At 68.1% G+C, this 12,245-nt stretch carries 13 protein-coding genes; 8 read left to right on the top strand and 5 right to left on the bottom strand.

Features of this window, described 5'->3' with window-relative positions; genetic code table 11:
• Window positions 1-424 precede the first annotated feature (424 nt).
• Window positions 425-1,249 carry a helix-turn-helix transcriptional regulator gene (locus tag Q0P60_RS18115; protein WP_294996804.1) on the bottom strand — a complete coding sequence of 275 codons (825 nt, stop codon included), beginning with the start codon at window positions 1,247-1,249 and terminating at the stop codon, window positions 425-427.
• Window positions 1,246-1,950, bottom strand: coding sequence for a VIT family protein (locus Q0P60_RS18110; protein WP_294996802.1), 705 nt, complete (start codon window positions 1,948-1,950; stop codon window positions 1,246-1,248). Before Q0P60_RS18110 ends, Q0P60_RS18115 begins: the two co-directional genes overlap by 4 nt.
• A 152-nt stretch (window positions 1,951-2,102) precedes the next feature.
• Between Q0P60_RS18110 and Q0P60_RS18105 the strand changes: the two genes are divergently transcribed.
• Window positions 2,103-3,467 (top strand): glutamate--cysteine ligase, encoded by a 1,365-nt coding sequence (locus tag Q0P60_RS18105; RefSeq protein WP_294996800.1) that lies wholly within the window; start codon window positions 2,103-2,105, stop codon window positions 3,465-3,467.
• Between the two features lie 67 nt (window positions 3,468-3,534).
• On the opposite strand, the gene Q0P60_RS18100 is transcribed toward Q0P60_RS18105, so the two are convergent.
• Window positions 3,535-4,593, bottom strand: coding sequence for an NAD(P)-dependent alcohol dehydrogenase (locus Q0P60_RS18100; RefSeq protein ID WP_294996798.1), 1,059 nt, complete (start codon window positions 4,591-4,593; stop codon window positions 3,535-3,537).
• A 107-nt stretch (window positions 4,594-4,700) separates the two neighbouring features.
• On the opposite strand from Q0P60_RS18100, the gene Q0P60_RS18095 reads away from it, so the two are divergent.
• On the top strand, window positions 4,701-5,585 hold the full coding sequence (locus Q0P60_RS18095) for a LysR family transcriptional regulator (RefSeq protein ID WP_294996796.1): 885 nt from the start codon (window positions 4,701-4,703) through the stop codon (window positions 5,583-5,585).
• 106 nt (window positions 5,586-5,691) lie between these two features.
• Here the strand turns inward: Q0P60_RS18095 and Q0P60_RS18090 are convergent, their stop codons facing one another.
• A complete protein-coding gene (locus Q0P60_RS18090) occupies window positions 5,692-6,354 on the bottom strand; it encodes a TetR/AcrR family transcriptional regulator (RefSeq protein WP_294996794.1) in 663 nt (220 codons plus the stop codon).
• A 75-nt stretch (window positions 6,355-6,429) separates the two neighbouring features.
• On the opposite strand from Q0P60_RS18090, the gene Q0P60_RS18085 reads away from it, so the two are divergent.
• On the top strand, window positions 6,430-7,125 hold the full coding sequence (locus Q0P60_RS18085) for a hydrolase (RefSeq protein ID WP_294996792.1): 696 nt from the start codon (window positions 6,430-6,432) through the stop codon (window positions 7,123-7,125).
• 151 nt (window positions 7,126-7,276) lie between these two features.
• Here Q0P60_RS18085 and Q0P60_RS18080 read toward each other — a convergent pair whose 3' ends face one another.
• Window positions 7,277-8,380, bottom strand: coding sequence for an alkene reductase (locus Q0P60_RS18080; RefSeq protein WP_294996791.1), 1,104 nt, complete (start codon window positions 8,378-8,380; stop codon window positions 7,277-7,279).
• A 127-nt stretch (window positions 8,381-8,507) separates the two neighbouring features.
• Between Q0P60_RS18080 and Q0P60_RS18075 the strand changes: the two genes are divergently transcribed.
• The 5 genes from Q0P60_RS18075 to fghA all read left to right on the top strand — a co-directional run bounded on the left by Q0P60_RS18075 (window position 8,508) and on the right by fghA (window position 12,134).
• Window positions 8,508-9,413, top strand: coding sequence for a LysR family transcriptional regulator (locus Q0P60_RS18075; protein ID WP_294996789.1), 906 nt, complete (start codon window positions 8,508-8,510; stop codon window positions 9,411-9,413).
• 70 nt (window positions 9,414-9,483) lie between these two features.
• The gene (gene frmR / locus Q0P60_RS18070) at window positions 9,484-9,759 is read left to right on the top strand and encodes a formaldehyde-responsive transcriptional repressor FrmR (RefSeq protein ID WP_049470415.1); all 276 of its coding nucleotides are present in this window, start codon (window positions 9,484-9,486) and stop codon (window positions 9,757-9,759) included.
• A gap of 59 nt (window positions 9,760-9,818) precedes the next feature.
• Window positions 9,819-10,928, top strand: coding sequence for an S-(hydroxymethyl)glutathione dehydrogenase/class III alcohol dehydrogenase (locus tag Q0P60_RS18065; protein WP_294996786.1), 1,110 nt, complete (start codon window positions 9,819-9,821; stop codon window positions 10,926-10,928).
• A gap of 8 nt (window positions 10,929-10,936) precedes the next feature.
• Window positions 10,937-11,281 carry a YqcC family protein gene (locus Q0P60_RS18060; RefSeq protein WP_294996784.1) on the top strand — a complete coding sequence of 115 codons (345 nt, stop codon included), beginning with the start codon at window positions 10,937-10,939 and terminating at the stop codon, window positions 11,279-11,281.
• A 22-nt stretch (window positions 11,282-11,303) separates the two neighbouring features.
• Window positions 11,304-12,134: an S-formylglutathione hydrolase gene (fghA, locus tag Q0P60_RS18055; RefSeq protein WP_294996782.1), complete on the top strand. Its 831-nt coding sequence runs from the start codon at window positions 11,304-11,306 to the stop codon at window positions 12,132-12,134.
• The last annotated feature ends 111 nt before the right edge of the window (window positions 12,135-12,245 follow it).

The raw sequence follows: 12,245 nt of genomic DNA, 5'->3' as shown, positions 1-12,245 counted from the left end.
GCCCTCACCCATGGGGGCTTGGCCGCGGCATCCATGCCGCGGACATTCCCGCAACCGGACCCACCCTGCCTTCGACAGTTTGCTGCGGTCTGTCGGAAATGCTCTTGGGGTCAGATCCGTTTTCCGCAGGAAAACGGATCTGACCCCAGATTGATTTCGATATCTGACAGAAAAATCGTGTCGACCAAGGTCGACACCTACCAACAGCCGCAGGGATCTGTCAGAGGTGGGGCGGTGTGGGGTGCAGGACCGTTGGCGCCATGGATGGCGCCATCGAGCCCCCATGGATGGGTTTACGGCGTGTCCTGCCCCCCACACCGCCCCGCCATCCCTCGGATAGCCGCTGTTGCTGTTGCTTCGGCTCTTGCTTCGGCTGTTGCCGTTGCGTCTGCGGGTGCAGGGCGCAGCCCTGTCGAACCCCACCCTAGATGTCGGTCGGCGCCAGCCCGTACTGTTCGGCGAAGCGTTTGCTGAAGCTCGCCGCAGAGCGGTAGCCGGCGCGCGCGGCGACGGTCTTCAGTGGCAGGTTGGTGGTGTACAGCAGTTGCATGCCATGTGCCAGGCGTGCCTCGGTGAGCAGCTGGCGCAGGCTGGTGTGCTCGGCGGCCAGGCGGCGGCGCAGGGTCGCGCCGCTCAACGCGAAGCGTTCTTCAATGTCGCGTGATTGCCAGTCGCGCGCTGGTTCGGCGGCAATGCGGTCGCGGATCTGTTCACCCAGGCTGGGTGCCTGCGGCAGCAACAGGTTGCCATGCCCCTGCCGGCACAGGCTCAGCACCAGCGCTGCCAGGGCGAGCCGCGCCTCGCTGTAGCGGCCGTCCTGCAGCGACTGCCGCCACTGCCGCAGCAGCGCGCCGTGTTCGCTCAAGGCCAGCCGTGCCACCGCCGGCCCGGGGCTGGGCAGTTCCTCGCCCCACAGGGCGCGCGCGGCGGCCAGCACCTCGGCGCACAACGGCACGATGGCGCTGAGGTAGCGGCCGCTGCGGGGGTCGGGGCTGTTGACCACATCGATGCGGCAGCGCTGGGTCAGCAGCAGGATGTCGCCGGGAACGAACTGCAGCGACTGGTGCGCGGTACGCACCTGCTTGCGGCCTTCCAGCAGGATCGCGAGCTGCGGCTGGGGAATCTCCACCGAGCTGGCTCCGTGTTCGCGGCGTGCGGTGATGCAGGCATAGCCCTCGGCGCGTTCGCAGCCGGCCAGGCTGGCCATCTCCGCCAGCAGAGCGGTGGCCGCGGGCAGCATGCCGGTCATGCCACGTGGGCACCGAACAGGCGGCCGACGCCGGCGGCGGCGGCCATTGCCAGCGCACCCCAGAACATCACCCGGATCGCGCCTCGCAGCGGCGGTGCGCCGCCGGCCTGCGCGGCCATCGCGCCAGTCAGGCACAGGCCGAGCAGGGTGCTGGCGGTGGTCATCAGGGCGACCTTGTCGATGGGGGCGAACAGGGCGGTCAGTACCGGCAGGGCCGCGCCGCAGGTGAAAGCACCGGCCGAGGCCAGCGCCGCCTGCAGCGGGCGGGCACGCAGGGTATCGGTGATGCCGAGCTCGTCGCGTGCATGGGCGCCCAGCGCATCGTGGGCGGTGAGCTGCTCGGCGACCTGCCGTGCCAGTGCCGGGTCCAGGCCCCGGTGGCGGTAGATCGCGGCCAGTTCTTCCAGCTCGCTGTGCGGATCTTCGTGCAGCTCGCGCCTTTCCATCGCCAGGTCGGCGTCTTCGGTGTCGGCCTGGGTCTGGACCGAGACGTATTCGCCCGCCGCCATCGACATCGCGCCGGCCACGGTGCCGGCCACGCCGGTGGCCAGCAGCGTGCTGGCCGAGGCGCCGCTGGCGGCGACGCCGACTACCAGGCCGGCCACCGAAACGATGCCATCGTTGGCGCCCAGCACGGCGGCGCGCAACCAGCCGACGCGCTCGGAGCGGTGCAGTTCGGGGTGTCGTGAATGGCGGCTCATGGCCGTGAGTGTACGAGGGTCAAGAGGGCGTCGGTAGGATGCTGAAACCCGTCACCGTCGCATGACGCGACGGAGTGCCACGCTATAGTGCGCCCTTGCGATGGAAGGCCCCGGGCCCCACATCCCCCGCCACAGTCCAGCGAGCCTTCCCCTTGTCGAGCCCCAGCCACGTCGCCGATACGCCCATTACCGACCGCTCGCAGCTGGTGGAGGTGCTCGCCTCCGGCGAGAAGCCCCGCGCGCAGTGGCGCATCGGCACCGAGCACGAGAAGTTCGGGTTCCGCCTGGATGACCTGCGCCCGCCGACCTTCGAAGGTGAGCGCGGCATCGAAGCGCTGCTCAACGGCCTGGTCCGCTTCGGCTGGGAGCCGGTGCAGGAAAACGGCAACACCATCGCCCTGCTGCGCGATGGCGCCTCGGTGACGCTGGAACCGGCCGGGCAGCTGGAACTGTCCGGCGCGGCGCTGGAGACCATCCACCAGACCTGCGTGGAGACCGGTACCCACCTCAACGAAGTGGCACAGGTGGCCGGCGAACTGCAGCTGGGCTTCCTCGGCATGGGCTTCCAGCCGAAGTGGAAGCGCGACGAGATGCCGTGGATGCCGAAGGGCCGCTACAAGATCATGCGTGCCTACATGCCCAAGGTCGGCTCGCTGGGCCTGGACATGATGACCCGCACCTGCACGGTGCAGGTGAACCTGGACTACGCCACCGAAGCGGACATGGTGAAGAAGTTCCGCGTGTCGCTGGCGCTGCAGCCGATTGCCACCGCGCTGTTCGCCGATTCGCCGTTCACCGAAGGCCGGCCCAACGGCTACCTGAGCTATCGCTCGCACATCTGGACCGACACCGACGCCGATCGCACCGGCATGCTCGACTTCGTGTTCGAGGACGGTTTCGGCTACGAACGCTATGTCGATTACCTGCTCGACGTGCCGATGTACTTCTCCTACCGCGATGGCATCTATCACGACGCCAGCGGGCAGAGCTTCCGCGACTTCATGCAGGGCCGGTTGCCGGTGCTGCCGGGTGCGTTGCCGACCCTGCGCGACTGGTCCGACCACATGACCACCGCGTTCCCGGAAGTGCGCCTGAAGAAGTACCTGGAGATGCGCGGTGCCGACGGTGGCCCGTGGAGCCGCCTGTGTGCGCTGCCGGCGTTCTGGGTTGGCCTGCTGTACGACGACACCGCGCTGGATGCCGCCTGGGACCTGGTGCGCGACTTCACCCTGGCCGAGCGCCATGCACTGCGCGACGGCGTGCCGAAGCATGCGATGAACCTGCCGTTCCGTACCGGCACGGTGCGTGACCTGGCCCGCGAAGCGGTGAAGATTTCGGTGGCGGGCCTGAAGCGCCGCGCCGCACGCAATGCCGATGGCCAGGACGAGAGCAAGTTCCTGGACGTGCTGCAGGAGATCGTCGAGTCCGGGCTGACCCCGGCCGAGCGCAAGCTGGCGCTGTTCCATGGCCGCTGGCACGGCGACGTCGATCCGGTGTTCCGCGAATTCGCGTACTGATGGCGGCACTACCCGCATGAAAAACCCCGGCACTGCCGGGGTTTTTCGTTTTCATGCCTGCGGTCGATCAGGCGGCGTTCTTCATCGTCGCCATGTCGATCACGAAGCGGTAGCGCACATCGTTCCGGGCCATGCGCTCCCAGGCTTCGTTGACGTTCCTGATGTCGATCATCTCGACATCGCTGACGATGCCGTGCTCGGCACAGAAGTCCATCATTTCCTGGGTCTCGGCCATGCCGCCGATCGCCGAACCGGTCAGGTGCTTGCGGCCGAAGATCACGCTGCCGCCGGTCAGCGGCGGGTCCAGCTCGGTCAGCACGCCGACCAGGCACATGGTGGCTTCGCGCTTGAGCAGGCCCATGTACGGGTTGGTGTCGTGGCCGACCGGGATGGTGTTGAGCAGGAAGTCGAAGCTGCCGGCATGCGCCTTCATCTGAGCGGCATCGCGCGAGACCAGCACTTCATCGGCGCCGAGGCGCTTGGCGTCGGCGCCCTTTTCCGGCGTGGTGGTGATCATCACCACGTGCGCACCGAGCGCCTTGGCGAACTTCACGCCCATGTGGCCGAGGCCACCCAGGCCGATCACGCCGACCTTCTGGCCCGGGCCGACCTTCCAGTGGCGCAGCGGCGACCAGGTGGTGATGCCCGCGCACAGCAGCGGCGCGGCGGCCTTCAGGTCCAGGCTGTCGGACACCTTGACCACGAAGCGCTGTTCGACCACCACGTGGTCGGAGTAGCCGCCGTAGGTCGGCGCGCCGCTTTCGCGTTCACGGCCGTTGTAGGTCCAGGTCGCGCCTTCGGCGCAGTACTGCTCGAGATCGTGCTCGCAGGCATCGCAGTGGCGGCAGGAATCGACCATGCAGCCGACGCCGGCGTGGTCGCCGACCTTGAAGCGGGTGACGTTGCTGCCGACCTCGGTGACCCGGCCGATGATCTCGTGGCCCGGCACCATCGGATAGATCGAGCCGCCCCAGTCGTCTCGGGCCTGGTGCAGGTCGGAGTGGCAGATGCCGCTGTACAGGATCTCGATGCGCACGTCGTCCGGGCCGACCGCGCGGCGTTCGAACTCGTACGGGATCAGCGGGTCGGTATGTGAATGGACGGCGTAACCACGGGCGAGGGACATGGGGAATCCTTGGCAGGGTTTGTCGAAAGGCGTTTTACAATACGCCCCGTACCCAGTGGCAAGAAGCGCGGATATCGGCATGATTCATCAAGTGAAACTGCACAATCGTGGCCACTGACAATCTCTCCCACCTGGCCGCGTTCGCCGCGGTCGCCCGCCACCGCAGCTTCCGCCGTGCCGGCGCCGAGCTGGCGCTGTCGACCTCGGCGGTGAGCTATGCGATCCGCGCGCTGGAAGAGCGGCTGGGGGTGGGGTTGTTCCACCGTACCACCCGCAGCGTGGCCCTGACCGAGGCCGGGCAGCGCCTGCTGGAGCGCCTGCAGCCGGCGCTCGGCCAGGTGCATGACGCGCTGGAGGAAATGAACCAGTTCCGCGCTGTGCCGGCCGGCCTGCTGCGCATCAATGCCACCCGCGCCGCCGTGGCGACCCAGCTGGGACCGCGGCTGGCGCGCTTCCTGCACGCGCACCCGGACATCCGGGTGGAGCTGACCGAGAACGATGGCCTGGTCGACATCGTCGCCGAGGGCTATGACGCCGGCGTGCGCCTGCATGAGTTCGTGCCCGAGGACATGGTGGCGGTGCCGATGGGGCCGCCGCTGCGCGGGCTGATCGTCGGCTCGCCGGCGTACCTGCGCGAGCGCCCGGTGCCGCGGCATCCGCGCGATCTGGCCGGGCACGAGTGCATTCGTTTCCGTTTCGCCAGTGGCCACCTGTACAAGTGGCAGTTCGAACGCGAGGGCCAGGCGCTGGAGATCGATGTGCCGGGCCGGCTGACCCTGGGCGAGCAGGGCACCGTGGTCAGTGCGGTACTCGATGGCATCGGCCTGGCCTATGTGCTGGAGGACACCGCGCGGCCCTACATCGAGTCGGGGCAGATGGTGGCGGTGCTGGAAGACTGGAGTGAGCCGTTTGCCGGCTTCGCGCTGTACTACCCGAAGCAGCGGCAGATGCCGGCGGCGCTGCGTGCGTTCGTGGACATGCTGCGCGGTTGAGCCGGCAGCCCCGGAGTGCCGACCAACGGTCGGCACCCACCCGTAGATCCACACCCTGCGTGTGGCACCCACCCGTAGATCCACGCCCTGCGTGGATGCGGGCCTGCTACGGCGCGCGCAGCAACGGCTCCAGCAGCTGCAGGCAATCACGCAGATGGCGCTCGACCGGCGCATCCTCGGCCACGGCACCGATCACGCGTTCGCGCAGCGGCTCGGCCACGGCCATTGCCAGGACCAGCCGTGCGATGCACGCCGGATCCCCCGCGCGCAGCAGCCCGCGCCGCTGCTGCCGTGCCAGCCAGTCGGCCAGCAACGCACGGCCCCGTTCAATGCCGTTGTCCAGGTAGGCCTGCAGCAGCGCGTCCTTGCCGGGAAAGCCGGTGGCGAGCAGGCGGAACACCTGCACCGCCTGCGCCGACAGCGCCTGCGCGCAGACCGCCTGCAGGATGTCGCGCAGCAGCGGCAGCACTTCATCGGCATCGCGGGCGTCGCGCTGCAGCTGCGGAGCGAAGCCATCGGTCCACTCGCGCACCGCCAGCCCGACCAGTGCTTCGCGATTGCTGGCATGCCGGTACACGGTCTTCTTCGCCACGCCGGCGTGGGTGGCCACCGCCTCGATGGTGGTCGCTTCGTAGCCCTGTGCCAGCAGCAGCTCCAGGGTGGCCTGCAGCACGGCGTGGCGGACTTCGGCTTCCGGCCGCGCGGGGCGGCCGCGGCGGCGCGGCGGTGAGGGGGGCTCGGGCAGGGTGGTGCTGTTCATTGCGCCCATCTTAGCGCATCCGGATAATTGCGAAACGAATAGCGTTTCCGTATTGTCAGGTTCCCAACCGAGAAGGAGACCCCCATGGATACCGCGGTGAATGCACGTGCCTGGCACGACCACCACGATCTGCTCGACCCCGCACCGATGCACCTGGAGACCGGCATCCAGCGCCGCGAGGACGGCACGCTGCAGGTGGCCGTGCGCACCGACCTGCACGGCTGCAAGGGCCGCATGCTGGACTGGTGGTTCACCTTCTTCGAGACCACCCAGCACATCCGCTGGTGGCATCCGGTCGATCATGTCGAGCACCGTGGCTGGGACGCGGCGTGGCAGCGTGGACGTAGCTATCACGGCGCCAGCATCCACGCGGTGGAATCGCTGGCCGACATTCCACCGGTGGCGGCGCGCCTGAAGTTCCATGACCCACGCACGCTGCTGCAGCCCGATCGCCTGCAGGCGGCGCAGGACGCGGGCGCGGTGTCGGCGGTGATCGCCGCGCGCATCGGCTTCGGTGACCACGTGCGCCTGGACGCGCAGGGTGATCCCTGCGATGGGCAGATGCTGCACGTCGCGCGCGACACACCGTTTGGCTGCGTGCTGCGCAGCCGCTTCGTGCTCGGCCTGGACAGTGCCGATCCGCAGAACGACGTCAGCGATGCGGTCGGGCTCGGCCTGCTCAAGCACTGCTATACCGAGTTCAGCTTCCTTTCGCGCCTGCTGCCCTCGCTGTACTACGGCGAGCACGCAAACGGCGAGGCGGTGCCGCTGCCGTGGTGAGCGGCACGCGGTTCATCCAACCCGCGGGTCGTAGCCCTCGCCACTGAACTGGACCCGGCGATGCTCGCGGAGGGCGTGTTCGAGCATCGTCGCGGTGGCATGCGGCGCAGCCGCGCTGGGCGGGGGCGCCGTATCCCTGCATGGCGCGGTTCTACTGCGCGCGTGGATAGTCGAGGTAGCCTTCGATCCCGCCCCCGTAATACGTGCTGCGGTCGGGCGTGGCCAGCGCAAGGTCGTGCTGCAGGCGCTCGACCAGATCCGGGTTGGCGATGAACGGCTGGCCGAACGCGGCCAGATCGATGGTGCCGGCTTCGAGCAGCTGCAGAGCGCGATCACGGGTCATGCCGCCGGCCAGGATCAGGGTGCCGCCGTAGGCCTGCCTGAACTGTTGCAGGAACGCCTCGCCCAGCACCGGCTGGCCGCCCTGCAGGTTGTCGTTGAGATGCACGTAGGCCAGCCCGCGCTTGCCCAGCTCCTCGGCCAGGTACAGGTAGGTCGCTTCGTTGCCGGGGTAGTGCGGCATGTCGAAGGTGAGGTTGTTCGGCGCCAGGCGCACGCCGATCCGTTGCGCGCCGATGCGTTCTGCCATCGCGTCGACGGTCTCCAGGATCAGCCGTGCGCGGTTGGGCAGTGAACCGCCGTAGTGGTCTTCGCGCTGGTTGATGAGCGGATTGAGGAACTGCTCGAACAGGTAGCCGTTGGCTGCATGCAGCTCGATGCCGTCGAAGCCGGCGGCCAGCGCGTTGTCGGCACCGCGTGCGAAGTCGGCGATGATGCCGGGAATCTCCCCGGTCGCGAGCGCACGTGCCGGCGTTGGATCAGCGTGGCCTCGGCTGCCGTCTTCCAGGTAGACGAACGACGTGTTCTTCGGCGCGCTGGCCACCGGGCGGGTGCCGGCACTGACCGGCTGGCCGCCATCGGGCTGCAGCGAGGCGTGCGACATGCGGCCGACATGCCAGAGCTGGGCGAAGATCGTGCCGTGTGCGGCATGCACGGCCTCGGTGACTTCCTTCCAGCCGGCGACCTGGGCATCGGACCAGATGCCGGGTACGTCGATGTAGCCCTGCCCCTGCGGCGAGACCGGCGTGCCTTCGCTGATGATCAGGCCGGCGCTGGCACGCTGCCGGTAGTACTGCGCGGTGAGTGCATTGGCGACCGAGCCGGGATTGCGGGCACGGGTCATCGGTGCCATCGCGATGCGGTTGCGCAGGGGGGTTCCGGCGAGGTCGAAGGGCTGGAAGAGGGCGGTGGTCATGGGCGGTCTCGGTGCGGGGGAAGTGCGCTGGCGGCGCGGTGCACACAGGATGGAGTTGACACGATGACGCATAAAGCGCTTCGATTTCCCTCTGTGCGGGACAATTTGTCCCCAATGGAGAACGAAGATGTTGCCGCTGGAATCGTTGAATGGCCTGGTGACCTTCGTCACCACGGCACGCTCGGGCAGCTTCACCGAGGCGGCCGATGCGTTGGGCATCTCGCGCTCGGCAGTGGGCAAGGCGATTGCCCGGCTGGAAACGCGACTGGGCGTGCGCCTGTTCCACCGCACCACGCGGCGCATCGCGCTGACCACCGATGGCGAGGCCTACTACGCGTCGTGCGCGGCAGCGCTGGAAGAGATCTCCGCGGCCGAGGCGTGCCTGGGCTCGGCCGGCCTGCCCAGCGGGCGGCTGCGCATCGACATGCCGTCCTCGTTCGGCCGGCTGGTGGTGCTGCCGGTGCTGCTGCGGCTGTGCCGGCAGTACCCGGACCTGCAGCTGACGATGACTTTCACCGACCACTTCGTCGATCCCGTCGAGGAAGGCATCGATCTGCTGATCCGCTTCGGTGGGCTGCACCAGGCCGAGCATCTGGTTGCGCGCCGGCTTGGGCGCCAGCGCCTGGTGACCTGCGCGTCGCCAGAGTACCTGCAGACGCACGGCGTGCCGCAAAGCGTGGAAGCGCTGGCGCAGCACCGCAGTATCGTCGGCTTCCGCCACGGCCAACCGGTGGCGTGGCGGATCGGCAGCGACGAGGCGGAGGCGACCTTCATTCCGAATGCGGCGTACCAGCTCAACGACGGCGATGCGGTGATCGAAGGCGCCATCGCCGGGTTGGGGATCTGCCAGATGCCGCTTTCGCTGGTGCGCCGCCACCTGCAATCCGGCGCGCTGCAATCGGTGCTGGACGCGCACATGCAGCGGCACATCGACATCCATGCGCTATGGCCGCCAACCCGCCACCTGCGGCCGAAAGTGCGCTACGTGGTCGATGAACTGACCCGCCTGGCAGGCGAGGGCGTGTTCGACTGAGCCGGCCGAATTGAGTCGGGCGGCCGCCTGTGTATACTATCCCCCAGTATAGTTCCGAGGTGGCCCCGCCATGCCGCACTCCCCTGAAGAGAAGAAGAAGGTCCTGGCCCGGGTCAGGCGCATCCGTGGCCAGTGCGACGCGCTGGACCGTGCGCTGGAAGCCGGTGCCGACTGCGGCCCGGTGCTGCAGCAGATCGCGGCCATCCGTGGTGCGGTCAACGGCCTGATGTCGGAGGTGATGGAGGCGCACCTGCGCGAGGAATTCGGCCAGCCGGCGGCCTCCGATGCCCAGCGCGCCGAACGCGTACGCGACATGAGCGCGTTGATCCGCTCCTACCTGAAGTAAACGGCGGCGCAACACCGCGCCGCGCATCCTGTTTCCCTTGTGTCCCTGGAGAATCCATCATGAAGTCCCGTGCCGCCGTTGCGTTTGGTCCCGGCCAGCCGCTGCAGATCGTCGAGATCGACGTCGCTCCGCCGAAGAAGGGCGAAGTGCTGGTCAGGATCACCCATACCGGTGTCTGCCACACCGATGCGTTCACCCTGTCCGGGGATGATCCGGAAGGCCTGTTCCCGGTGGTGCTGGGCCATGAAGGCGCGGGCATCGTGGTCGAAGTCGGCGAAGGCGTGACCAGCGTCAAGCCGGGCGACCACGTGATCCCGCTGTACACCGCCGAGTGCGGCGAGTGCCTGTTCTGCAAGAGCGGCAAGACCAACCTGTGCGTGTCGGTGCGTGCCACCCAGGGCAAGGGCGTGATGCCCGACGGCACCAGCCGCTTCAGCTACAACGGCGAGCCGCTTTACCACTACATGGGTTGCTCGACCTTCAGCGAGTACACCGTGGTGGCGGAGGTCTCGCTGGCGAAGATCAATCCGGACGCGAACCCGGAGCACGTCTGCCTGCTCGGCTGTGGCGTCACCACCGGCATCGGCGCGGTGCACAACACCGCCAAGGTGCAGGAAGGCGACAGCGTGGCCGTGTTCGGCCTCGGCGGCATCGGCCTGGCGGTGATCCAGGGGGCACGCCAGGCCAAGGCCGGGCGCATCATCGCGGTCGATACCAACCCGTCCAAGTTCGACCTGGCACGCGAGTTCGGAGCCACCGACTGCGTCAACCCGAAGGATCACGACGCACCGATCCAGCAGGTGATCGTCGAGATGACCACCTGGGGCGTGGACCACAGCTTCGAGTGCATCGGCAACGTCAACGTGATGCGTGCGGCGCTGGAATGTGCGCACCGCGGCTGGGGCCAGAGCGTGGTGATCGGCGTAGCCGGTGCCGGCCAGGAAATCTCCACCCGCCCGTTCCAGCTGGTGACCGGCCGCAAGTGGATGGGTACGGCCTTCGGCGGCGTGAAGGGACGCAGCCAGCTGCCGGGCATGGTCGAGGACGCGATGAAGGGCGACATCGAACTGGCGCCGTTCGTCACCCACACCATGGACCTGGACAAGATCAACGAAGCATTCGACCTGATGCATGAAGGCAAGTCGATCCGTTCGGTGGTCCACTACTGAGCCGCGGCGTGAGTTGGCTCGATGCCCTGCGCAGGCCGCGCGCGGAAGACCCGCGCGCGGCCCTGGTCGAGCCCATCGAGCAGGCGCTGCGCGCGCTGGGGTGGGTCGAGGGTGTGGTCGGGCCACCGCGCGCGGTCGATTCCGCGTTCGGCATCGATGAGATGCCGTTCGAACATTGGCTGGCCCAGGTATTCCTGCCGCGCTTGCACGAAGCCCGCGCCGATGGCCACTGGCCGCCGCGCAGCGACGTGGCGGTGGCGGCGTACCGCAACCTGGACGGCCAGCCCGGTGTCGAGCTACTGCTGCGGCTGCTGTCGCGGCTGGATGAATTGATCAATACACGTGCCGGCTGACGCCGGCCTGCAGGAGAGCCTGATGGAACGTATCGAACACCGCGCCTGTTTCGGTGGCTGGCAGGATGTCTACCGCCATCACTCGACCACGCTGGGCTGCGACATGCAGTTCGCCGTGTACCTGCCGCCGCAGGCGGAAACCCGCAGGCTGCCGGTGCTGTACTGGCTGAGCGGGCTGACCTGCACCGAGCAGAACGTCATCACCAAGGCGGGGGCGCAGCGCTACGCCGCCGAGCACGGGGTGATCATCGTCGCGCCCGACACCAGCCCGCGCGGCGATGACGTCGCCGATGCCGAAGGCTATGACCTTGGCAAGGGCGCGGGGTTCTACCTCAATGCCAGCCGCGCGCCGTGGGCCAGGCACTACCGCATGCACGACTATGTCGCACAGGAGCTGCCTGCGCTGGTCGAAGCGAACTTCGCGGTGACCGCTGCACGCGCGATCAGCGGCCATTCGATGGGGGGCCATGGCGCGCTGGTGATCGCGCTGCGCAACCCGGGCCGGTACCGCAGCGTGTCGGCGTTCTCGCCGATCGTTGCGCCCAGCCATGTGCCGTGGGGGCAGAAGGCGTTCCACGCGTACCTGGGCGACAACCCGGCCGACTGGGCGCAGTGGGATGCCTGCGAGCTGATCGCGGTGGCGGGCGAGCGCCTGCCGTTGCTGGTCGACCAGGGCGAGGCCGATGAATTCCTGCAGACCCAGCTGCAACCGCAGCGCCTGCAGCAGGCCTGCGATGCGGCCGACCATCCGCTGACCCTGCGCCTGCAGCCCGGCTACGACCACAGCTATTACTTCATCGCCAGCTTCATCGGCGAGCACATCGCCCACCACGCCCGCGCACTCCAGGGCTGACCTGCCCGAAAAAAGGGGACGGAGGGGATTAAGTCGCTTGTGCCACTGTGCCTGAAGCGACTTAATCCCCTCCGTCCCCTTTTTCGCTTTTTTTTACGTGGCCGTGGCGCG

The organism is uncultured Stenotrophomonas sp. (assembly GCF_945952405.1).
Classification (GTDB): domain Bacteria; phylum Pseudomonadota; class Gammaproteobacteria; order Xanthomonadales; family Xanthomonadaceae; genus Stenotrophomonas.
This window is presented reverse-complemented; position numbering and strand designations above follow the sequence as displayed.